Below are 21,216 nucleotides of genomic sequence, written 5' to 3'. Positions count from 1 at the left end.
GAGGTCACGGTCGGCCCCTCAGCTCTTCAGCAGGTTGATGTCGTCGACCGAGGCCGAGCGGCGGGTACGGAAGATCTGCACGATGATCGCGAGCCCGACGACGACCTCGGCGGCCGCGACGACCATCACGAAGAAGGCCATCACCTGCCCCGAGAGGTCGCCGTGCATGCGCGCGTACGTCACCAGCACGAGGTTCGTGGCGTTGAGCATGAGCTCGACCCCCATGAACGCGATGATCGCGTTGCGGCGCAGCAGCACCGTGGTCGCGCCGATGGAGAACAGGATCGTCGCCAGCACGAGGTAGTTCGTGAGGTTCATGGCTGGACCTCCGAGCCGCGGCCGGTCGTGATCGTGGTGGTGGGCCCGGTGGTCTCCCCCGGGGCCCCCGCCGGCGGGAGCGGGACGCCGACGGTGCCGCCGCCCTCCTCGTCGTCGAGCCCGGCCGCGAACTCCTCGAACTCGCGCTCCTGCCCGCGGACGCGCAGCACGCGCGAGACCGAGCGCCCGATCGGCTCCCCGTACGGGTCGAGGGCCGGGACGTCCATGGCGTTCGTCCGCGCGAACACGCCGGGCGCGGGCAGTGGCGCGAGGTGCTCGCCCTGGCCGAGGCGCGCGACGCGGCTGTCGGACCGCTCCTTCTGACCGATCCGGCGCGTGAGCCGCTGCCGGTGGGTCAGCACGAGCGCGCCGACGGCCGCCGTGATGAGGAGCACGCCGACGACCTCGAACGCGAAGATGAAGTCGCCGAAGATGATGCGCGCGACGCCGACCGGGTTGGAGTCGGCGTTCGGCACCGCGAGACCCGTGGGTGCCGGGTACGTCACGCGCGTGACGGCGGCGATCAGCACCGCCGCGAGCCCGACGCCGAAGATCACGCCGACCCAGCGCTGGCCGCGCAGGGTCTCGGTGAGCGAGTCGGACGCGTCCACGCCGACGAGCATGAGGACGAAGAGGAACAGCATCATGATCGCGCCGGTGTAGACCACGACCTGAACGACGCCGAGGAACGGCGCCTCCTGCGCGATGTACAGCACCGCGAGGGAGATCATCACGAAGACGATGCCCATCGCGCCGTAGATCGCCCTGCGCGCGAGCAGCAGGCCGAGCGCCCCGAGCACCATGAGCGGGGCGAGCACCCAGAAGAGCACGGCCTCCCCCGTGCTCGTCTGACCGGCATCGGTGAACGCCGCGGCGACGCCCTGAAGGGCGCCCAGCGTGGTGGGCGACGCCGTCATCGGGTGTGCCCCTGGTGCGCCGTGGAGCCGACGGCACCGGTGGACGCGGTGGCGGCCGGCGTGACGCCCTCGAGGCTCGCGTCGTCGGGGCGGTGCTCGCGCACCCACGCGACCTGCTCCTCGGTCGGGCCGGTGATCTCGTTGCGGTAGTACTCGGTGTCCGTGGTGCCCGGCACCATCGGGTGCGGCGCGGCCAGCATGCCCGAGCGCAGGGGGGCCAGCAGGTCCTCCTTCTCCCAGATGAGCCCCTCGCGGGTCGGGCCGGCGAGCTCGTACTCGTTGGTCATCGTGAGCGCGCGCGTCGGGCAGGCCTCGATGCACAGCCCGCAGAAGATGCACCGCAGGTAGTTGATCTGGTAGACGCGGCCGTACCTCTCGCCGGGCGAGAAGTGCGCGTCGGGGGCGTTGTCCGCTCCCTCGACGTAGATCGCGTCGGCCGGGCACGCCCAGGCGCACAGCTCGCAGCCGATGCACTTCTCGAGGCCGTCCGCGTACCGGTTGAGCTGGTGTCGACCGTGGTAACGCGGCTTGGTCGGCACCTTCTCGAACGGGTACTGCTCGGTGACGGCCGGCTTGAACATCGACGAGAACGTCACGCCGAAGCCGGCGACCGGGGCGAGCACCTCCGCGAGGCCGGTGCGGGGCTCGATCAGCGGCTCGTACGGCCGGTCCGCCGACTCCGCGGCTCGTCCGACGGCGCCACCGGGCTGCTGCGCACGGGTGACCTCCCGGTCGCCCGTGGGCTGGTTCGTGTCGCGGGCGTCAGCCACGCTCCACCTCCGTCTCAGTGTCGGTCACCTCGGGTGCGGCACCGACCGGTGCGGCGGCTGTCACGCGCTGGCGACGAGGCGACGGGGGAAGCGTCTGGCCGGGCAGCGGGGGCACCGGGTACCCGGCCGCGAACGCGTCGAACTCACCCGGCGGAACCGTACCGCCATGGACACGGGGCCCGGTCCGGTCCTTCTCGGGCACGAGGAAGCTGATGCCGATCGCGATCACCACGAGCACCCCGAGCGCGATGAGCAGCGTCTGCAGGGTGATGTCGGTGAACTGGCGAACGCCCTGGACGACCGCGACGCTCACGACCCACACGAGGGCGGCCGGGATGAGGACCTTCCAGCCGAACTTCATGAACTGGTCGTACCGGAGGCGCAGCAGCGTGCCGCGGACCCAGACGAACAGGAACATGAAGCCCCACATCTTGACGAGGAACCACAGGACGGGCCACCAGCCCTCGTTGAACATCCCGTCGTTGATCGCCGAGATGGGCCACGGTGCCCGCCAGCCGCCGAAGAACAGCGTCGTGGCGATCGCGGAGACGTTGACCATGTTGATGTACTCGGCGAGGAAGAACCACGCGAACTTCATCGACGAGTACTCCGTCATGAAGCCCGAGACCAGCTCGCCCTCGGCCTCGGGGAGGTCGAAGGGCAGCCGGTTGGTCTCGCCGATCATCGAGATCACGTAGATGACGAACGCGGGGAGCAGCGGCAGGGCCCACCAGATCTGCGTCTGCGAGTCGACGATCTGCGACGTCGACATCGAGCCCGCCATGATGAACACGCTGACGAGCGAGAGCCCCATCGCGAGCTCGTACGAGATGACCTGCGCGGTCGAGCGCACCGCGCCGAGCAGCGGGTAGGTCGAGCCGGACGACCAGCCGCCGAGCACGATGCCGTACACGCCGATCGCGGTCACGCCCAGGATGTACAGCACCGCCACGGGCATGTCCGTGAGCTGCAGCGGGGTAGACACCCCGAAGATGTTCACGTTGGGCCCGAACGGGATGACGGCGAAGGTCAGCAGCGCGCAGAACACCGAGATCATCGGCGCCAGCAGGTAGATGAACTTGTCGGCCGCCTTGACGGTGATGTCCTCCTTGAGCAGGAGCTTCATCGCGTCTGCCAGCGACTGCAGCAGGCCGAACGGCCCGTGGACGTTGGGCCCCGGGCGGAGCTGCATCCGCGCCACGACCTTGCGCTCGAACCAGATCGCGAGGAGGACGGTCGTCAGCAGGAACACCAGGATGGCGACCGCCTTGAGGATCCAGATCCCGACGTGGTCCTGGCTGAAGTCGGCGGTCACGCCGGACTGGGCGGCCTGCACGGCACCGAGCTGCACCGGCCCGAGCGGCACAGGCCCGAGCTGCGACGACGACAGCAGCGCGCTCATGCGGACCCCTCCACGTCGTTGTCGGAACCACGTGAGTCCTGACCGGCACCCGGCTCTGACAGCTCGCCGGAGCCCGGGCTCAGCCGCACGACGTCGCCCGCGTCGGCCCGCAGGCTCGTGCGGATCGCGCAGTCGGGCGCCTTGGTGGGCAGCCAGACGACGTGGTCGGGCATCGGGACCACGCCGACAGGCGCCGTGACCGAGCCGTGCTCGGTGCTCACCCGCACGAGCCCGCCGTCGGTCAGGCCGGCGCTTGCCGCCGTGGCGGCCGAGACCCGGGCGACGGTGCGCTTGGCGGTGCCCGCGAGGAACGGCTCGCCGTCCTGCAGACGGCCGGCGTCGAGCAGCAGGTGCCAGCTCGCCAGCACGGCCTGGTCCGGGGCCACCGCAGGGGGCTCCGACGACGAGACAGCCGGCGCCGCGACGCGCGCCCCGTCCCAGGCACCGAGCTGGTCGAGCTCGGCGTGGACGGCCTGGAGAGTCCGCAGCCCGAGCTCGACGCCCATCGCGTCGGCCAGGGCGTCGAGCGCACGGTGGTCCGCCATCGCGGTCGAGGCGAGCGCCTGCGGGAACGGCCGCGGACGGCCCTCCCAGTTGAGGAACGTGCCGCCCTTCTCGGTGGGCGGTGCCACCGGCAGCACGACGTCGGCCCGCTCGGTGACCTCGGAGGCGCGGACCTCGAGAGAGACGACGAAGCCCGCCTTCTCGATCGACCGCAGGGCCTTGGCCGGGTTCGGCAGATCGGCTGCCTCGACCCCCGCCACGACGAGCGCGGACAGCTTGCCCTTGCGCGCCGCGCGCAGGATCTCCGTCGCGTCGCGCCCGGGCGTGGCGGGGAGCGTCGGGACGTCCCACAGCGCCGCGACGTCGACGCGCGCACGCGGGTCGGCGACCGGGCGCCCGCCGGGCAGCAGCGAGGGCAGCGCACCGGCCTCCACGCCGCCGCGCTCACCGGCACGTCGCGGGATCCACGCGAGGCGCGCGCCCGTGCGACGGGCGAGACGCAGGAGCGCCGAGTACCCGCCGGGCACCGACGCGAGCCGCTCGCCGACCAGGATCACGGCTCCCGCCCCGCCGAGCGCCTTGGACGCGTCCCGCAGCGGGCCGGTCTTGGCCCTGCCGGTGATGGCGTCGAGCACCTCGGGCTCCGTGCCCGGGGCGGCCGGGATGAGCGTGCCGTACATGCGATCGAGCCCGGGCGACGCGAGCGCGGCGACCGAGTACACCGAGGTGGTGCCCGCGAGCACGCCCTTGCGAAGCCGCAGGAAGGTGACGCCGGCCTCGTCCTCCGCCTCGAGCGCGACCAGCAGCACGGCCGGCGCCTTCTCGAGGTCGCCGAACGTGACGCCGTCGGCGGCGCCGACCAGCTTGCCCGCGACCGCGTGCCCGAGGAAGGCCTCCTCCTCGTCGGAGTGCGGCCGGGCGCGCAGGTCGATGTCGTTCGTGCCGAGCGCGACGCGCGCGAACTTCGAGTACGCGTAGGCGTCCTCGAGCGTCAGGCGGCCGCCGGGCAGCACGCCGACCCCGCGACCGCCGTTCGCCTCGCGCGCGGCGAGCAGACCCGTGGCCGCCACGTCGAGCGCCTCGGCCCAGCTCGCGGGGCGCAGGGCGCCCGTCGTCTCGTCGCGCACGAGCGGCGTCGTGAGGCGGTCGCGCGCCGACTGCCACGTGAACGCGAAGCGGTCCTTGTCGGTGATCCACTCCTCGTTGACCGCGGGGTCGTCCCCCGCCATCCGGCGCAGCACGACGCCGCGCCGGTGGTCGACACGGATCGCGGAGCCGCACGAGTCGTGCTCGCCGACCCCCGGGGTCGAGACCAGGTCGAACGGACGCGAGCGGAACCGGTAGGCCGCGTTGGTGAGGGCGCCGACCGGGCAGATCTGGATCGTGTTGCCCGAGAAGTAGGACGAGAACGGTCGGCCGGACTCGTCGAGCGCCGCAGGCCCGGCGGGGGCCTCGAAGCCGGGTTCGAAGTCGAGCACCTCGGGCCAGAGGAGCCCGATCTGCTGCTGCGCACCCCGCTCCTGGAGGTCGATGAAGGGATCGCCCGCGATCTGCTGCTGGAACCGGGTGCAGCGCTGGCACATGATGCAGCGTTCACGGTCCAGCAGGATCTCGGTCGAGATCGACAGCGGCTTGGCGAACGTCCGCTTGATGTCGACGAAGCGCGACGTCGCGCGGCCGTTGCTCATCGCCTGGTTCTGCAGGGGGCACTCGCCTCCCTTGTCGCAGACCGGGCAGTCGAGCGGGTGGTTGATGAGCAGCATCTCCATGATGCCGTGCTGCGCCTTGTCGGCGACCGCGGAGGTGCGCTGCGTCTTGACGACCATGCCCGGCGTCGCCTCGAGCGTGCAGGAGGCCTGCGGCTTGGGCATCGGCCGCAGGTTGCCCTCGCGGTCCGGCGTCGAGACCTCGACGAGGCACTGCCGGCACGCGCCGGCGGGCTCGAGCAGCGGGTGGTCGCAGAACCGCGGGATCTGGATGCCGACCTGCTCGGCGGCCCGGATCACGAGCGTGCCCTTCGGCACCGCGACCTCGAGCTCGTCGATCTGGAAGGTCACCAGCTCGGGGGGTGTGGGGACCGCGACCGCAGCGGTCCGCTCGCCGCCGGTGGCGCCGGTCCTCGGCGTCGTCGTCGTCATGCCTGCACCGTTCCTGCCATCTGGCCGGCGAGCCGGCCTGCGTCACGCGGGGGCGTCGGGAAGAGTGCCGACGCCGCGGGGTCGAACGGGCAGGCGCCCGCGGTGATGTGCTCCTCGAACTCCGCGCGGAAGTACTGGATGCCCGAGGTGACGGGCGACGTCGCGCCGTCGCCCAGCGCGCAGAACGCCCGACCGAGGATGTTGTCACAGGTGTCGAGCAGCACGTCGAGGTCGTCCATCGTGCCCTGACCGGCCTCGATCCGCCGCAGCACCAGCTTGAGCCAGTACGTCCCCTCACGGCACGGGGTGCACTTGCCGCACGACTCGTGCGCGTAGAACTCCAGCCAGCGGGTGATCGCGCGCACCGCGCACGTCGTGTCGTCGAAGATCTGCAGCGCGCGCGTCCCGAGCATCGAGCCTGCCGCCGCGACGGACTCGTAGTCGAGCGGGGTGTCGAGGTGCTCCGCGGTGAACAGCGGCGTCGAGGACCCGCCCGGCGTCCAGAACTTCAGCTCGTGACCGGCCCGGATGCCGCCCGCCATGTCGAGCAGCTCGCGCAGCGTGATTCCCAGCGGCGCCTCGTACTGGCCCGGCCGGGCGACGTGGCCCGACAGCGAGAACAGGCCGAACCCGGCCGACTTCTCGGTGCCCATGGAGCGGAACCAGTCCGACCCCCCGGTCACGATGGCGGGGACGGACGCGATCGACTCGACGTTGTTGACGACGGTCGGCCGCGCGTACAGGCCCGCGACCGCGGGGAACGGGGGCTTCAGTCGCGGCTGGCCGCGCCGACCCTCGAGCGAGTCGAGGAGCGCCGTCTCCTCGCCGCAGATGTAGGCGCCGGCGCCGGCGTGGACCGTGATGTCGAGGTCGTAGCCCGAGCCCATGATGTCCTTGCCCAGGTAGCCGGCCGCGTAGGCCTCCTCGACCGCGCGCAGCAGCCGGCGGTACACGTGCAGCACCTCGCCGCGGACGTAGATGAACGCGTGGTGGCACCCGATCGCGTACGACGTGATGATCGAGCCCTCGATCAGGACCTGCGGCGTCGCCATCATGAGCGGGATGTCCTTGCACGTGCCCGGCTCGGACTCGTCCGCGTTCACGACCAGGTAGCGCGGGCCGCCGTCGGGCGCGGGCAGGAAGCTCCACTTCAGGCCGGTCGGGAACCCGGCGCCACCACGGCCGCGCAGCCCGGAGTCCTTGACCGCGGCCACGACGTCGGCCGGGTCCTGCGTGAGCGCCTTGCGCAGGCCGGCGTACCCGCCGTTGGCCTCGTAGGTCGCGAGGGTCCACGAGCGCTCCGCGTCCCAGTGGGAGCTGAGCACCGGCGCGAGCGACGTCGGGGTGGCCATCAGGACTCCTTCGAGGTGGAGGTCTGCGTGTCGGCGTCCTTGTCGCGCTGTCCCGTGGCGGGACGCTGCGCGCTGGACTGCGGCTCGCCGGTCGCCGGCTCGCCGGCACGCTCGGGCACGGCCGAGCCGGCTGCGCCGGACCCGGACTCCGCGTCCGGCGCCGCCGGGAAGCGGGGCGCGGTCCAGCCGCGCTCCCTCGCGAGGACCGTCCCCCGCAGGGTCGGCTCCCCCGCGCCGACCCCTTCGTCCGCACGCCCGTCCGTGAACCCGGCGAGCACGCGTGACATCTGCTTGAACGAGCACACGCTCGCAGCACCCCGCGTCGGTGCGACCTCGTCGCCCGCGCGCAGGCGGTCGACGACGTCCCGCGCCGAGTCGGGCGTCTGGTTGTCGAAGAACTCCCAGTTGACCATCATCACGGGTGCGTAGTCGCAGGCCGCGTTGCACTCGATCCGCTCGAGCGTGACCTTGCCGTCCGGGGTCGTCTCGTCGTGCCCGACGCCGAGGTGGTCGCTCAGGTCCTCCCAGATCGCGTCCCCGCCCATCACGGCGCAGAGCGTGTTGGTACAGACCCCGACCGTGTACTCGCCGTTCGGGTGGCGCTTGTACTGCGTGTAGAACGTCACGACCGCGGAGACCTCGGCCGTCGACAGGTTCAGCAGGTCCGCGCAGAACGCGATCCCCGCCGGGCTCACGAACCCGTCCTGCGACTGCACGAGGTGCAGCATCGGCAGGAGCGCGGACCGCGGCTCGGGGTATCGCGCGATGATCGCGAGCGCGTCGGCGCGCAGCCGTTCCGTCCGCGCCTCGTCGTAGCTGTGGGTGGTGGTCATCAGCGGTCCACTCCTCCGAGCACCGGGTCGAGCGAGGCCACGGCGACGACGACGTCGGCGACCTGGCCGCCCTCGCACATCATGGAGACGGCCTGCAGGTTGTTGAACGACGGGTCGCGGAAGTGCGCGCGGTAGGGGCGCGTGCCGCCGTCGGACACCAGGTGCACCAGGAGCTCGCCGCGGGGGGCCTCGACGCTCTGGTAGACCTGCCCGACCGGGACCCGGAAGCCCTCGGTGACCAGCTTGAAGTGGTGGATCAGGGCCTCCATCGAGGTGCCCATGATCTCCCGGATGTGGTCGAGCGAGTTGCCCATGCCGTCCGAGCCGATCGCGAGCTGCGCGGGCCAGGCGACCTTCTTGTCGGCGACCATCACCGGGCCGGGGCCCATCGCCTGGAGCCGCTCGACGCACTGCTCGACGATCCGCATCGACTGGTAGCACTCCTCGATGCGCAGGATCACGCGCGAGAAGGAGTCGGCGTCGGTCGAGGTGGGCACGTCGAAGTCGTACGTCTCGTAGCCGCAGTACGGCGTGGCCTTGCGGACGTCGTACGGCAGCCCGGTCGAGCGCAGCACCGGACCGGTGATGCCGAGCGCCATGCACGCGGCGAGGCTGAGGTGCCCGACGTCGACCAGGCGCCCCTTGAAGATCGGGTTCGCCAGCATGAGGTCCTCGAGCTGGCGCAGGTAGTGCTTGATCAGCGGCAGCGCCTCGCGGATCGTGTCGAGCGCGCCCGGCGGGATGTCCTGCGCGACGCCGCCGGGGCGCACGTACGCGTGGTTCATGCGCAGGCCGGTGATCAGCTCGAAGATCTTGAGGATCTCCTCGCGCGCGGTGAAGCCGAGGATCATGATCGTCGTCGCACCGAGCTCGTTGCCGCCGGTCGCGAGGGCCACGAGGTGCGACGAGACGCGGTTGAGCTCCATCATCAGGACGCGGATGACGGTGGCGCGCTCGGGGACGTCGTCGGTGATGCCGAGGAGCTTCTCGACCCCGAGGCAGTAGGCGGTCTCCTGGAACAGCGGGGCCAGGTAGTCCATGCGCGTGCAGAAGGTCACGCCCTGGGTCCAGGTGCGGAACTCCATGTTCTTCTCGATGCCGGTGTGCAGGTAGCCGATGCCCGCGCGGGCCTCGGTCACCGTCTCGCCGTCGATCTCGAGCATCAGGCGGAGCACGCCGTGCGTGGACGGGTGCTGCGGGCCCATGTTGACGACGATCCGCTCCTCGCCGAGGCGGGCGGCCTCCTCGGCGATGTCGGACCAGTCGCCGCCGGACGCCTCGAACGTCCGTGCGCCGGTCGTGTCGTCGCGGAACCCGCGGGTCGCGCGCGGCCCAGCCTGCGGAGCAGCCATCAGTTGTACGCCCTTCGCTGGTCCGGCGGCGGCACGGTGGCGCCCTTGTACTCCACCGGGATGCCGCCGAGCGGGTAGTCCTTGCGCTGCGGGTGCCCCGGCCAGTCGTCCGGCATCTCGATGCGGGCGAGGGCGGGGTGCCCGTCGAAGACGATCCCGAAGAAGTCCCACGTCTCGCGCTCGTGCCAGTCGTTCGTCGGGTACACCGAGACGGTCGACGGGATGTGCGGGTCGGCGTCGGGGACCGCGACCTCGAGGCGGAGCCGGCGGCTGTGCGTCACCGAGACCAGGTGGTAGACGGCGTGCAGCTCGCGGCCCGTCTCGTGCGGGTAGTGGACGCCCGAGACGCCCATGCTCAGCTCGAACCGCAGGTCCTGGTCGTCCCGCAGGACGCGCGTGACCTGGACGAGGTGCGCGGCGACCACGTAGATCGTGAGCTCGTCGCGGTCGACGACGACCTTCTCGATCGCCGACGCGAACCCGGGACCCTGCTCGTCGAGCACCTCGGCGAGCACGTCGACCGCCTCGTCGAACCAGCCGCCGTAGGGCCGCTCGCTCGGGCCGGGCATCGTGATCTCACGGACGAGGCCGCCGTAGCCCGAGGTGTCACCCGAGTCCGCCGGACCGAACATGCCCGTGCGGACGTCGATGACGTCCAGCGGCTGCCGGCCGGCGGGCTCGGGGGCCTGCGGTGCCTGCTGCTGCTGCGCCAGCTCGGTGCTCGTGTTCGTGACGGAGTCCTTCTCGACCGGGGACGCGTCGACGCGCTTGTCCTCGCTCACCGCAGCAGCCCCTTCATGTGCGAGGTCGGCGTCGCCTCGAGCGCGGCGGCCTCGGCGGCGCGCACGGCCTCGTGGCGGTTCACGCCGAGCGGCTCGGACTGGATCTGGTCGTGGAGCGCGAGGATCGCGTTGAGCAGCATCTCCGGGCGGGGCGGGCACCCCGGCAGGTAGATGTCGACCGGGACGATGTGGTCCACGCCCTGCACGATCGCGTAGTTGTTGAACATCCCGCCCGACGACGCGCACACGCCCATCGACAGGACCCACTTGGGCTCGGCCATCTGGTCGTAGACCTGCCGCACGACCGGCGCCATCTTCTGGCTCACGCGGCCCGCGACGATCATGAGGTCCGCCTGGCGCGGGGACGCGCGGAAGACCTCCATGCCGAACCGGGAGATGTCGAACCGGGACGTCCCCGTCGCCATCATCTCGATGGCGCAGCACGCGAGCCCGAACGTGACCGGCCACAGCGAGCCCTTGCGGAAGTACCCCGCGAGGTCCTCGACCGTCGTGAGCAGGAAGCCCGACGGTGCCTCTTCGATACCCATTACGCCTCGCCTCGCCTCGTTGCGCTCATTCCCACTCGAACCCTCCGCGCCGCCACTCGTACACGAACGGCACCGTGATCAGGACGAGGAAGCCGAGCATGGCCACCAGCCCGAACATCGCGAGCTCGCCGAAGTTGACGGCCCACGGGTAGAGGAACACGACCTCGATGTCGAAGATGATGAAGGTCATCGCGACCAGGTAGTACTTGATCGGGAACCGGCCGCCGCCGACCGCGTGCGGCGTCGGCTCGATGCCGCACTCGTACGCGTCGAGCTTCGCGCGGTTGTACCGCTTGGGCCCGATGACGGCGCTCGCGGCCACCCCGCCGAGCGCCATCACCGCGGCGATCGCCATCATCACCAGGATCGGTGCGTACGGGTTCGTCATCGGAGGCCTCTCCTGCGCGGTTCGGACGTGCGGGCGACGTGCGGTGCTGTGCTCATGCTGCCGGAGCCAGCCTGCTCAGGCCGCTGATGACGCGGTCGACCATGTCGCCGCCGCGTGGCTCGTAGCAGTCCGACAGCAGCTTGAGCGTGAACCGCATGAGCAGCGGTCGTGGCAGACCGTACCGGGTGCAGAGCCGCATCACCTGCGGGTGCTCGATGAGCTTCACGAAGTACCGGCCGAGCGTGTAGTAGCCGCCCAGGTCGTCACGCATGATGCGCGGGTACGTCTCGAGCGCGCGCTCGCGCGCGGCGTCGGTGGGCCGCGCCTGCGCCTGGACGATCGCGTCGGCCGCGACGCGGCCGGCCTGCATCGCGTAGGCGATGCCCTCGCCGTTGAACGGGCTGACCATGCCGCCCGAGTCGCCGACGAGCATGAGCCCGCGCGTGTAGAGCGGCGCGCGGTTGAAGCCCATCGGCAGGGCGGCGCCGCGCACGGGCCCGACCTGGTTCTCGGGCGTGAACTCCCACTCCGCGGGGGCGTTCTTCATCCACTTCGCGAACAGGTCCTTGTAGTCGACCCTCGTCGCGGCGGCCGTCGAGCTCACGCTCCCGAGGCCGACGTTCGCGGTGCCGTCGCCGAGCGCGAAGATCCAGCCGTAGCCGGGCATCAGGTTCGAGCGGTGCGGCTCGCCGTCCCACAGCTCGAGGTGGCTCTCCATCATCGAGTCGTCGTGCCGCGGCGTGCGGAAGTACGTGCGGACCGCGACGCCCATCGGCCGGTCCATCCGCTTCTCGAGCCCGAGCGCGAGCGGCAGGCGCGCCGAGACGCCGTCGGCCGCGATGACGACCGGGGCGCGGTAGGTGCGCTCGTCGCCCGCCCGGCGCCCGGCGTCGTCCACGGGGCGCGCGGTGACGCCGACGACGCGGCCCGTGCGCTCGTCGAGCAGCGGGCCCGTCACGTTGGTGCGCTCGAGGAGCTTCGCGCCGGCCGCGCGGGCGTGGTCGGCGAGCGCGTGGTCGAGCGTCATGCGGGTCTTGGCGAGGCCGTAGGACGGGTAGCTCGAGAGCTCGGGCCACGGCAGCTCGAGCCGGTGCCCGCCCCCGACGACGCGCAGGCCCTGGTTGCGGATCCAGCCGTCCTCGGCGCGGATCGGCAGGCCCATCGCGACCATCTCGCGCGTCGCGCGCGGGGTCAGCCCGTCGCCGCAGATCTTGTCGCGAGGGAAGGCCGCCTTCTCCAGCAGGAGCACCGTGAGGCCCGCGGACGCGCAGTAGTAGGCGGCGGTGGACCCTGCCGGTCCCGCGCCGACGACGATGACGTCCGCGTCATCGCTGCCTACCTGCACCACGACTCAGCCCGCCCTACTCGCCTACTTGTGAAGACCTTCACGTGCACGTCGGTGGACCACTCTAGTCACGGGTTTCACGGGTGTCTGCCAAGGCTTGCCTCACCCCGCCGGGGGCGCGCGGATGCCGGTGCGCGCCGCTCGCGACCGGCGCCCACGGCCCGGTCAGGCCTCGTCGGGGCGGGTCGCGCGGTGCAGCGCGACGATGCCGCCGGTGAGGTTGCGGTACGCCGCCTGGCGCCACCCGGCCTCGCGGATCAGGCGGCCGAGGGCCTGCTGGCCGGGCCACGCGCGGATGGAGTCGGCGAGGTACGTGTACGCGTCCGTCTCCTTGGAGACGGCTCGCGCGACGGCCGGCAGCGCCCGCATCAGGTAGTTGTCGTAGACCGTCCGGAAGGGGGCCCAGGTGGCGTGCGAGAACTCGCACACGACGAGCCGGCCGCCCGGCCGCGTCACCCGGAGCATCTCGCGCAGGGCGCCGACCGTGTCGACGACGTTGCGCAGCCCGAACGAGATCGTCACCGCGTCGAAGGACGCGTCCGCGAACGGCAGCCGGGTGGCGTCGCCCGCCACGAACCCCAGGTCGGGGCGCCGCCGCTTGCCGACCTCGAGCATCCCGAACGAGAAGTCGCACGGCACGACCTCGACCCCGGCGTCCGCGAACGGTGCGCTCGAGGTGCCCGTCCCCGCGGCGAGGTCGAGGACGCGCTGCCCCGGTTGCGCGTCGACGGCGGCGATCGTGGCGGTCCGCCAGCGACGGTCCTGACCGAGCGACATGACGTCGTTCGTGAGGTCGTAGCGCCGGGCGATCCCGTCGAACATCTCGGCGACCTCGTGCGGCTTCTTCTCCAGGCTGGCGCGCGACATGTGGCCATCGTCTCAGGTCAGCGGGGCCTCTCGCTTCGCGAGCACCCTCGTCGCGGTCCTACCCTGGACAGCGATGACCGTCTCGTCGACCCCAGCCGGCAACGCCGTCCCGCAGCCCCTCGTGGTGCGCACGGTGGCCGTCGACGATCCCGGCGCCCTCCTCGCGCTGCTGCCGCAGGACGCGCCGCTGGCGTGGGTGCGGCGCGGCGACGGCCTCGTGGGCTGGGGTGAGGTGCTCCGGATCCCGGTGAGCGGTCCCGACCGGTTCGCCGCGGCCGAGGACGCGTGGCACCGGGTGCTCGCGCACGCCGTCGTCCGCGACGAGGTCGGCCTGCCGGGCACGGGGCCGGTGGCGTTCGGGTCGTTCGCCTTCGAGGAGGACTCACCCCGCGGCGGCGTCGTGGTGGTGCCTCGCGTCGTCGTCGGGCGACGCGGCACGACGGCGTGGCTCACGACCATCGACACCGGCGCCACGATCGGCCCGGCGCCCTCCCTCGCCCGCGCGGCCGGGTCGCGCCGTCCGGTGACCGCCCCGGGCGCGGTCCGGTACGACGACGGCGCCGTGCCCGCGGCCGACTGGCGCGACGTCGTCGCGCAGGGGGTCGCCGCGATCCGCGACGGCGAGGTCGAGAAGGTCGTGCTCGCGCGCGACGTCGTCGCCACCACCGAGCGCCCGCTCGACCCGCGGTGGGTGCTCGGTCGCCTGGCCGACGCCTACCCGTCGTGCTGGACGTTCAGCGTCGACGGGCTGCTGGGCGCGACGCCCGAGCTGCTCGTGCGCAGCGAGAAGGGCCTGGTCACCTCGCGCGTCCTGGCCGGCACCATCCGGCGCACCGGGGACGACGCCGCCGACCTCGCCCGCGCGGCGATCCTGGCCCACTCGTCGAAGGACCTCGAGGAGCACGAGTACGCGGTCTCCTCGGTCGCGGACGCGCTCGCGCCGTACTGCTCGTCGACCAACGTGCCGGACGTGCCCTTCGTGCTCCACCTGCCGAACGTGCTGCACCTCGCGAGCGACGTGACCGGGGTGCTGGCTGCGGGTCATGGCGGGGTCGGCATCGGTGGCGCGGGCGGCGCTGCAGGTGGTGCCGGCGCGGGGACGGGCGGCGCCGGTGCGACTGTTCCCGGCCTCCCCGGCCCCTCGAGCCTCGCGCTCGCCGCCGCCCTGCACCCGACGGCCGCCGTCTGCGGCACGCCCACCGAGGCCGCGCGCGCGCTCATCGCGCGGCTCGAGGGCATGGAGCGCGGCCGCTACGCGGGCCCGGTCGGCTGGTTCGGGGCCGACGGCGACGGCGAGTGGGGCATCGCGCTCCGGTCGGCCGAGGTCGACCCGCAGGACCCGCACCGGCTCCGGCTGTTCGCCGGCTGCGGCATCGTCGCGGCGTCCGACCCCGCCGCCGAGCTCGCCGAGTCCGAGGCCAAGCTCGTGCCGATGCGGCACGCGCTCGCGTCCGACTGACAAGGAAACGGACGGCCCAGGTAAGGACCGGCCGTTCCCTTGCAGTCGGAGCCACCGCCTCCCGGGTGGCGAGTTGCTCCCCGCCCGAACGAGGAGCAACCTCGTGGCCGGATCAACCGCCGCCCAGGGAGCGTTCCGCTTCGCTCCGGTCATGGCCGGAACCGCGCCTTCGCTCTCGCCGGGCGCGCCGAAACCAACCGACAAGTCGCCATAAGACGAGCCCGACGAGCACAGCGATCGCCACCAGCAGGCCAAGAGTCACCAGCTCAGCCGTCCTCATATTCGGTCCTCCGGTTCGTCGCTAACCGGCGACGACAGATCTTGTCGTGCCTCTCAGCCTGAGTTCAGTCCACGCACGGGTCTGGATCGGGGTACCGCCCACCACTTGCAGATTGTAGGCAAGTCGTGCCACAGCGGGCAGCGTGCTCGTCTGCCTCTGCCGAACGATGCTGAGGTCAACCTCGGAATATGACCCCCCGATGATTGTGATGCTCCAGCTCCGCACTCCGAGGACTTGAGCCGTGTTCCTGTTCGCTACTGCGTAGTCGGCACGGAAGGAATCGTGCCAGATGATCCCCGTGTATCTCACGAGGCAGTCCCTGTAGTACGTCACAGTTCCAGAGGTGTTTGTCACGCATCCTGAGATCGACGTGCCGAGGGCGGTGGGGTCTTTCCGACCGTCGTCGCGCTTCGCGATCTGCGCCACCTCGACCGCGGTCAGACTGACTGAACCGTCCTGGAAGGTCTTCTTCGTCACATCGAAGCCCCCCTCGCGATATGTCTTCGAGGAGACGGGGTCCACGCCGTCGATCATCGAGTCAGGAAGTACTCCGCGCTCAAGCTTCTCAACCAGCACGTTTCTCACTGCCGAAGAAATACCGAGACCCGCCATATGTTCGCGCCACTCCTGGCGCGTCTCCTCCGTGACAGAAGCGGCGTCCTCCGCGGCTGCCGGAGCCACCATGCCAGCTGCAAGTAATGCAGCAAGCGCGGCAGTCACGAGTGCAAATCTACGTGTTGCCATGGGTGATCCCTTCGTATCCATCGGACTCGCCCGACGTCAACGCCGATGTTCGCAGTCGCCTTGCGTTGCCCGGAGGTGGATCAGGTCACGGTTCGGTAACAGTAGCTATGACTGCTGTTTGATTCGACTTGACCGGGCGGGTTCCCGGTTCCGCGGTTGCAGATGTCCCCGCATGTACGTCCGGCTGCGTCCTCTCATGGCGACCTGGGCCCGGACGAGCGGGCAGCGCACCCAGCCACTCTGCCGTGGGCACTTCGGGCTCATCTGCTGCGCGATCCGTCCGATGGTGTGGGCCGGACTGGCGACGGACACTGGCAGGTGGCAGTGATGCTGCCGCGACAGGAGCGAACCCGAGGAGGGAGCGACCGTGGGACTCGACGACATGAAGGAGAAGGCCAGCGACGCGGGCATCGAGAAGGCCGGCGACGCCGCCGATCAGAAGAGGGGCGGCAAGGGCGCTGACAAGATCGACCAGGCGGAGCAGGCGGCCGACAAGAAGTTCGGCGGGTAGTCCTCGACGCGGACTGCGACGAGGAAGGCCGGCACCCGCGCGCGGGTGCCGGCCTTCCTCGTGCGCCCGACGGCCGGGGGGAGCGACCGCCGGGCAGCTGTGGTGGGACGGATCAGCCGCCGAAGTACCAGCCGAACGGGTTCTCCGGAAGCTGACCCTGCTGGCCGGGCATCTGCCCCGGCTGGTCCTGCTGCCCCGGCTGGTCCTGCTGCCCCGGCTGGTTCTGCCGCCCCGGCTGGTCCTGCGGCGCCGCCGTCTCGGCGCGGGTCGCGAGCGTCACCGTGACGTCGAGCGTCTTTCCGTCGCGGACGACGGTCAGCTTCGCCTCGTCGCCCGCCGCACGCTCCCGGACGTAAGCGGTCAGCGACTCCGACCCTGCGACCGGGTCGCCGTCGATCGCGACGACCACGTCACCGGCCCGGACGTCGGCAGCGGCTGCCGGCGACCCGTCCGTCACCTGCTGCACGACGGCGCCGCGCCGGGTGACGCCGTCCGCCGTCGCGTCTCCGTCGGTCATGGAGACGCCGAGGAACGCGTGCTCCGCGGTGCCCGACTCGATGAGCTGGGTCGCGATGTTGCGCGCGAGGTCGATCGGGATGGCGAAGCCGAGGCCGATCGAGCCCGCCTGGCCTCCGCGGCCGGAGATCGTCGCGATCGAGGACGTGATGCCGATGACCCGACCCTCGGCGTCGAACAGCGGACCCCCGCTGTTGCCGGGGTTGATCGCGGCGTCGATCTGGATCGCGTTCGTCACGACGACGTCGCTGCCCTGGCCGCCGCCGCCGGCCGAGACGGGACGGTCGACGGCGGAGACGATGCCCGTCGTCACCGTGTTCGCGAGGCCAAGCGGGTTGCCGACCGCCATCACCGGCGCGCCGACCACGACCGCGTCGGACTCGCCGAGCGACGCGGGCCGCAGGTCGCCCGGCGCCTCGACGAGCTTCACGACCGCGAGGTCGGTCGTCGGGTCGGCGCCGACGATCGTCGCGTCGAGCAGGCGCCCGTCGCTGAGCGTGACCTGGACGGTGTCGTTCTGCGCCCCCGCGACCACGTGGTTGTTGGTCAGGACGTTTCCGGCGTCGTCGAGCAGGACCCCGGAGCCCTCGCCACCGCCGTTCGCGGTCACGACCTGGATCGCGACGACCGACGCCTGCACGGCGCTCGCGACGCGCTCCCAGTCCGGGTCGTCCGCGGTCGAGCCCGAGACGGGTGCCACGTCGGTCCCCGACCGGCCGACCTGGGCGAGCGACGTCGAGGAGGTGGATCCGGGGTCGTCGTCGAAGCCTCGGGTGAGGCCCACCGTGGCGAAGCTCGCGACCAGCGCCGCGGCCGTCGCCGCGCCGACCACGGGGAGCCAGAGGCGCTGCTTGGTGCCGGTCGCGCCGTGGGCCGAGGCGGGCGCGGGCTGCGCGACGGGGCGGTGCTGTGCCGATGGCGGGGCGAACGGGTCGCGGTACGGCGCAGGAGCGGGGGGCTGCGAATGCATCGGCTCGATCCGCTGGGTCTCCGTCATCGGCGGAGCCGGCGGGGTGGGGCGCTCGGTCGGGGCGATGCCCCCGGTCGGGGCGATGCCCCCGGTCGGGGCGTTGCCCTCGGCCGGGGTGCGGTCCTCGGTGCTGTCGGGGCGGTCGCTGCTCGTCATGGGTGGTTCCTCCTCGTCGGGATCCATCTGACCCCGAGTCGCTGGAGACGACCTCGGACGGACCTGAGAGTTTGCTGCGAGCCGGATGCAGCGCGCGCCCTCCGCACGCCGAGTCGCCTTCCGTCCGACCGCGAGGCGGCGCCCCCGATGCGGATATCAGTCGAACGCGTCGTCGACCGCCGTCGCCATCCGCGCGGTCAGCGCCCGGCGGCGCGACCGGTCGACGCGCACCTCGACGACGCTCAGTCCCGGTCCGGGCGTCGCGAGCGCGACGCGCAGCGACTCGACGTCGCGGACGAGCTCGTGCCGTACCGCGTACCCCGCGCACAGCGCGCCCAGGTCCGCCCCGTGCGGCGTCCCGAACACGCGCTCGAACGCCGACGCGTGCTCCGGCGCGCCGTGCTCGAGCGTCGCGAAGATCGAGCCGCCGTCGTCGTTCGCGACGACCAGCTGGAGGTTCGGCTCGGGCTCGAACGGCCCCCGGAGCAGGCCACCGACGTCGTGCAGGAACGTCAGGTCGCCCAGCAGCGCGCGCACCCGGCGGCGTGGGAGGGCGAGCGCGACCCCGATCGCCGTCGAGACCGTGCCGTCGATGCCCGCGAGCCCGCGGTTGGCGAGCACCACGGGCGCGTCGCCGTCCCAGCGGGCCACGAGGTCGAGGTCGCGGATCGGGTTGCTCGACCCGACGACCAGCACGTCGTCCGGCCGCGACGCGCGCGCGACCTCACGGGCGAGCAGCGGCCCGCGCACCCGGGTGCCGCTGCGCGAGCGGCGGCCCTTGGGAGCGGCGTCGAGCACCCGGTCGATCGCCTCGGCCGCGATCGCGCCCGCCTTCTGCCACCGCGCGAGCCACTCGCCCGCGTGCCCCGCGGGGCCGGTCACGCCACCGAGGAGCTGAAGGGGGACCTCGGCGAGGACGGTCGACGCCCGCCGCATCGCGTCGGGCCAGGCGCCGCCGCGCGGCGCGACGACCAGCACCTCGACGTCCGCACGCGCGAGGAGCTGCTGCACCGGGCGCGAGAGCGTCGGCCGACCCAGCACCACGGCACGTCTGATGGCCCCGCCGAGCTCCGGGCGATCGAGCAGCAGGCGGTAGGCGGTGATCGCGTGGTCACCCGCACGCGCCCCCGACGACGGCTCGGCGAGCAGCGGCCAGCCGTTCGCCTCGGCGAGCCGCCGCGCGGCCGGGCCGGCGCCGTCCCCGGCGACGACGACGGTCGGCACATGCTCCGTGGCCGCCGCCGGCTGCGTGCTCACGTCCGCCGGGACGAGCGGCCCGCCGGCCGGCGTCCCGGGCTCCACCGCGTCGGCCGCGCCGCGGCGCACCACCTCGCTCAGCCCGACGGAGGACGGCGCCGGCCAGGTCCCGTCGTCGGGTCCCGGGGCGAGGGGCTCGCGGAAGGAGAGGTTGAGGTGCACCGGGCCCGGGTCGCCGGTCCGCGAGCCGAGCGCCGCCGCGACGGCACGAGACGCGAGCTGCCGTACGTCCGCGTGCTCACCCGGCCGACCGCTGGGCGCGGGCACGTCGACCGAGAGCCGGACGGCGGACCCGAACAGGCCCACCTGGTCGGTGGTCTGGTTCGCGCCCGTCCCGCGCAGCTCGTGCGGACGGTCCGCGGTGAGGACGAGCAGCGGGACACCCGCGTGGTGGGCCTCGAGCACCGCGGGGTGCAGGTTCGCGGTCGCGGTGCCCGACGTCGTCACGATCGCCACGGGCCGCGCCCCACCACCCGCCGTGGTCCCGTCGGCGGGTCCGCGCGACGCGGCCCCGTGCGGGGGCTCGGCCGCGCCGTGCGCGGGGACGGCCGACCCGCGTGCGAGCCCGAGCGCCAGGAACGCCGCGGACCTCTCGTCGATCCGCACGCTCAGCCGGATCGTCGGTGCGCCCGCGGGGCGCTCGCCGTCGGGCAGGGACGCCGCCGCCAGCGCGTACGCCAGCGGCGCCGACCGCGAGCCCGGAGCCAGCACGACGTCGCGCACCCCGAGCCGGGCGAGCGCCTGCACCAGGACGCGCGCTGCCGCGGTCGCGGGGCCGGCCGGCTGCACCGGAGCACCGCCCGGCTCAGCAGCAGGCGCGGGTCCGGGGGCGGTCATGCGACCACCGTAGCGACGGCCGCGAGGCGCTCCCGCCACCGTGCGTCGTCGGGGGGCGGGGCGGCCGCGGCGGCCAACGAGGCGGCGTCGGGCGCGGGTCGGCGCACCGGGATCGCCCCGTCCACGGGCAGGAGGGGGTCGGCGACGACGTCGCGCGTCAGCAGCTGGGCGGTCGCGAGGCCGCACGCGTACGGGAGCTCGGGGAGCGCCGCCGCGAGCGCGACGCCGGCCGCGAGCCCGACCGAGGTCTCGAGCGCGGACGACACCACGACGGGCAGCCCGACCTGTTCGGCGAGCCGCACGCAGGCGCGCACGCCGCCGAGCGGTTGCACCTTGAGGACGACGACGTCGGCGGCGTCCGCGCGCACGACCGCGAGCGGGTCCTCGGCGCGCCGGATCGACTCGTCGGCGGCGATCGGGACGTGGGTCCGGCGGCGCACGGCGGCGAGGTCGGCGACCGTCGGGACGGGCTGCTCGGCGTACTCGAGCCCGCCCGCGGCGCGGTCCAGGACGCGCAGGCGCGCGACGGCGGTCTCGACGTCCCAGGCGCCGTTGGCGTCGATGCGGACCGCGCCGTCCGCCCCGAGCGCCTCGCGCACCGCCTCGAGGCGCGCGACCTCGTCGTCGACGCTCTGGCCCGGCTCCGCCACCTTGACCTTGGCGGTTCGGCAGCCGCCCGAGCCGAGCACGAGGCGGCGGGCGGTCGCGGCGTCGACGGCCGGCACGGTCACGTTGACCGGGATCTGCGTCCGGACAGGCGCGGGCCAGCCCCCGTCAGCCGCCTCCCGGGCCGCGCGCCACCACGCGGCCGACTCGGCGACGTCGTAGTCCCAGAACGGGCTGAACTCGCCCCACCCGGCGTCGCCGTGCAGCAGCACGCCCTCGCGGACCGTGAGGCCGCGGAACCGCGTGCGCAGGGGGATCGCGTAGACGTGCGAGGGCGGGGACGCGAGGGACACGTGCCCAGGCT

19 protein-coding genes are annotated in these 21,216 nt (G+C 72.7%); 2 read left to right on the top strand and 17 right to left on the bottom strand.

Annotated elements, in window-relative coordinates; translation table 11 throughout:
• Nucleotides 1-18: 18 nt before the first annotated feature.
• From nuoK to HIR71_RS00900, 13 genes are all read right to left on the bottom strand, one after another.
• Nucleotides 19-318, bottom strand: coding sequence for an NADH-quinone oxidoreductase subunit NuoK (nuoK, locus tag HIR71_RS00960; RefSeq protein WP_169322723.1), 300 nt, complete (start codon nt 316-318; stop codon nt 19-21).
• On the bottom strand, nt 315-1,235 hold the full coding sequence (locus HIR71_RS00955) for an NADH-quinone oxidoreductase subunit J (protein ID WP_169322722.1): 921 nt from the start codon (nt 1,233-1,235) through the stop codon (nt 315-317). Before HIR71_RS00955 ends, nuoK begins: the two co-directional genes overlap by 4 nt.
• On the bottom strand, nt 1,232-2,005 hold the full coding sequence (nuoI, locus tag HIR71_RS00950) for an NADH-quinone oxidoreductase subunit NuoI (protein WP_169322721.1): 774 nt from the start codon (nt 2,003-2,005) through the stop codon (nt 1,232-1,234). Before nuoI ends, HIR71_RS00955 begins: the two co-directional genes overlap by 4 nt.
• Nucleotides 1,998-3,407 (bottom strand): NADH-quinone oxidoreductase subunit NuoH, encoded by a 1,410-nt coding sequence (nuoH, locus tag HIR71_RS00945; RefSeq protein ID WP_169322720.1) that lies wholly within the window; start codon nt 3,405-3,407, stop codon nt 1,998-2,000. The genes nuoI and nuoH overlap by 8 nt, the downstream gene beginning before the upstream one ends.
• Nucleotides 3,404-6,049: an NADH-quinone oxidoreductase subunit G gene (locus HIR71_RS00940; RefSeq protein WP_169322719.1), complete on the bottom strand. Its 2,646-nt coding sequence runs from the start codon at nt 6,047-6,049 to the stop codon at nt 3,404-3,406. Before HIR71_RS00940 ends, nuoH begins: the two co-directional genes overlap by 4 nt.
• Nucleotides 6,046-7,401: an NADH-quinone oxidoreductase subunit NuoF gene (gene nuoF / locus HIR71_RS00935; RefSeq protein WP_169322718.1), complete on the bottom strand. Its 1,356-nt coding sequence runs from the start codon at nt 7,399-7,401 to the stop codon at nt 6,046-6,048. The genes HIR71_RS00940 and nuoF overlap by 4 nt, the downstream gene beginning before the upstream one ends.
• The gene (gene nuoE, locus HIR71_RS00930; RefSeq protein WP_169322717.1) at nt 7,401-8,234 is read right to left on the bottom strand and encodes an NADH-quinone oxidoreductase subunit NuoE; all 834 of its coding nucleotides are present in this window, start codon (nt 8,232-8,234) and stop codon (nt 7,401-7,403) included. The genes nuoF and nuoE overlap by 1 nt, the downstream gene beginning before the upstream one ends.
• The gene (locus HIR71_RS00925; RefSeq protein ID WP_169322716.1) at nt 8,234-9,586 is read right to left on the bottom strand and encodes an NADH-quinone oxidoreductase subunit D; all 1,353 of its coding nucleotides are present in this window, start codon (nt 9,584-9,586) and stop codon (nt 8,234-8,236) included. The genes nuoE and HIR71_RS00925 overlap by 1 nt, the downstream gene beginning before the upstream one ends.
• Nucleotides 9,586-10,299 carry an NADH-quinone oxidoreductase subunit C gene (locus HIR71_RS00920; protein ID WP_169322857.1) on the bottom strand — a complete coding sequence of 238 codons (714 nt, stop codon included), beginning with the start codon at nt 10,297-10,299 and terminating at the stop codon, nt 9,586-9,588. The genes HIR71_RS00925 and HIR71_RS00920 overlap by 1 nt, the downstream gene beginning before the upstream one ends.
• Before the next feature lie 65 nt (nt 10,300-10,364).
• Nucleotides 10,365-10,916, bottom strand: a complete 552-nt coding sequence (locus tag HIR71_RS00915; RefSeq protein ID WP_169322715.1) for a NuoB/complex I 20 kDa subunit family protein — start codon at nt 10,914-10,916, stop codon at nt 10,365-10,367.
• Nucleotides 10,917-10,941: 25 nt separating this feature from the next.
• A complete protein-coding gene (locus tag HIR71_RS00910; protein WP_169322714.1) occupies nt 10,942-11,304 on the bottom strand; it encodes an NADH-quinone oxidoreductase subunit A in 363 nt (120 codons plus the stop codon).
• 52 nt (nt 11,305-11,356) lie between these two features.
• On the bottom strand, nt 11,357-12,649 hold the full coding sequence (locus HIR71_RS00905) for a geranylgeranyl reductase family protein (RefSeq protein ID WP_396030741.1): 1,293 nt from the start codon (nt 12,647-12,649) through the stop codon (nt 11,357-11,359).
• 165 nt (nt 12,650-12,814) lie between these two features.
• Entirely contained in the window at nt 12,815-13,516 is a 702-nt protein-coding gene (locus tag HIR71_RS00900) for a demethylmenaquinone methyltransferase (protein WP_169322712.1), read from the bottom strand.
• 73 nt (nt 13,517-13,589) lie between these two features.
• Between HIR71_RS00900 and HIR71_RS00895 the strand changes: the two genes are divergently transcribed.
• On the top strand, nt 13,590-14,975 hold the full coding sequence (locus HIR71_RS00895) for an isochorismate synthase (protein WP_169322711.1): 1,386 nt from the start codon (nt 13,590-13,592) through the stop codon (nt 14,973-14,975).
• Nucleotides 14,976-15,276: 301 nt separating this feature from the next.
• Here HIR71_RS00895 and HIR71_RS00890 read toward each other — a convergent pair whose 3' ends face one another.
• The gene (locus HIR71_RS00890) at nt 15,277-15,999 is read right to left on the bottom strand and encodes a hypothetical protein (protein ID WP_169322710.1); all 723 of its coding nucleotides are present in this window, start codon (nt 15,997-15,999) and stop codon (nt 15,277-15,279) included.
• Between the two features lie 367 nt (nt 16,000-16,366).
• On the opposite strand from HIR71_RS00890, the gene HIR71_RS00885 reads away from it, so the two are divergent.
• Nucleotides 16,367-16,510 (top strand): Rv0909 family putative TA system antitoxin, encoded by a 144-nt coding sequence (locus HIR71_RS00885; protein WP_396030739.1) that lies wholly within the window; start codon nt 16,367-16,369, stop codon nt 16,508-16,510.
• Nucleotides 16,511-16,622: 112 nt separating this feature from the next.
• Here HIR71_RS00885 and HIR71_RS00880 read toward each other — a convergent pair whose 3' ends face one another.
• From HIR71_RS00880 to HIR71_RS00870, 3 genes are all read right to left on the bottom strand, one after another.
• Nucleotides 16,623-18,152 carry a S1C family serine protease gene (locus tag HIR71_RS00880; protein WP_249051436.1) on the bottom strand — a complete coding sequence of 510 codons (1,530 nt, stop codon included), beginning with the start codon at nt 18,150-18,152 and terminating at the stop codon, nt 16,623-16,625.
• 156 nt (nt 18,153-18,308) lie between these two features.
• Nucleotides 18,309-20,246, bottom strand: coding sequence for a 2-succinyl-5-enolpyruvyl-6-hydroxy-3-cyclohexene-1-carboxylic-acid synthase (menD, locus tag HIR71_RS00875; protein WP_169322708.1), 1,938 nt, complete (start codon nt 20,244-20,246; stop codon nt 18,309-18,311).
• Nucleotides 20,243-21,205 carry an o-succinylbenzoate synthase gene (locus HIR71_RS00870; protein WP_169322707.1) on the bottom strand — a complete coding sequence of 321 codons (963 nt, stop codon included), beginning with the start codon at nt 21,203-21,205 and terminating at the stop codon, nt 20,243-20,245. Before HIR71_RS00870 ends, menD begins: the two co-directional genes overlap by 4 nt.
• Nucleotides 21,206-21,216 lie beyond the last annotated feature (11 nt).

The sequence above is a fragment of the Cellulomonas fimi genome (genome assembly GCF_012952065.1).
Lineage (GTDB): Bacteria > Actinomycetota > Actinomycetes > Actinomycetales > Cellulomonadaceae > Pengzhenrongella > Pengzhenrongella fimi_A.
The sequence above is the reverse complement of the archived record's forward strand: the minus strand, read 5'-3'. Positions and strand labels throughout refer to the sequence as shown.

What these genes read in the sequence shown, in the direction of transcription:
- nuoK (WP_169322723.1), bottom strand. Translation starts at nt 318, where the DNA reads ATGAACCTCACGAACTACCTCGTGCTGGCGACGATCCTGTTCTCCATC.
- HIR71_RS00955 (WP_169322722.1), bottom strand. Translation starts at nt 1,235, where the DNA reads ATGACGGCGTCGCCCACCACGCTGGGCGCCCTTCAGGGCGTCGCCGCG.
- nuoH (WP_169322720.1), bottom strand. Translation starts at nt 3,407, where the DNA reads ATGAGCGCGCTGCTGTCGTCGTCGCAGCTCGGGCCTGTGCCGCTCGGG.
- HIR71_RS00940 (WP_169322719.1), bottom strand. Translation starts at nt 6,049, where the DNA reads ATGACGACGACGACGCCGAGGACCGGCGCCACCGGCGGCGAGCGGACC.
- nuoF (WP_169322718.1), bottom strand. Translation starts at nt 7,401, where the DNA reads ATGGCCACCCCGACGTCGCTCGCGCCGGTGCTCAGCTCCCACTGGGAC.
- nuoE (WP_169322717.1), bottom strand. Translation starts at nt 8,234, where the DNA reads ATGACCACCACCCACAGCTACGACGAGGCGCGGACGGAACGGCTGCGC.
- HIR71_RS00925 (WP_169322716.1), bottom strand. Translation starts at nt 9,586, where the DNA reads ATGGCTGCTCCGCAGGCTGGGCCGCGCGCGACCCGCGGGTTCCGCGAC.
- HIR71_RS00915 (WP_169322715.1), bottom strand. Translation starts at nt 10,916, where the DNA reads ATGGGTATCGAAGAGGCACCGTCGGGCTTCCTGCTCACGACGGTCGAG.
- HIR71_RS00910 (WP_169322714.1), bottom strand. Translation starts at nt 11,304, where the DNA reads ATGACGAACCCGTACGCACCGATCCTGGTGATGATGGCGATCGCCGCG.
- HIR71_RS00900 (WP_169322712.1), bottom strand. Translation starts at nt 13,516, where the DNA reads ATGTCGCGCGCCAGCCTGGAGAAGAAGCCGCACGAGGTCGCCGAGATG.
- HIR71_RS00895 (WP_169322711.1), top strand. Translation starts at nt 13,590, where the DNA reads ATGACCGTCTCGTCGACCCCAGCCGGCAACGCCGTCCCGCAGCCCCTC.
- HIR71_RS00890 (WP_169322710.1), bottom strand. Translation starts at nt 15,999, where the DNA reads ATGGCAACACGTAGATTTGCACTCGTGACTGCCGCGCTTGCTGCATTA.
- HIR71_RS00880 (WP_249051436.1), bottom strand. Translation starts at nt 18,152, where the DNA reads ATGACGAGCAGCGACCGCCCCGACAGCACCGAGGACCGCACCCCGGCC.
- menD (WP_169322708.1), bottom strand. Translation starts at nt 20,246, where the DNA reads ATGACCGCCCCCGGACCCGCGCCTGCTGCTGAGCCGGGCGGTGCTCCG.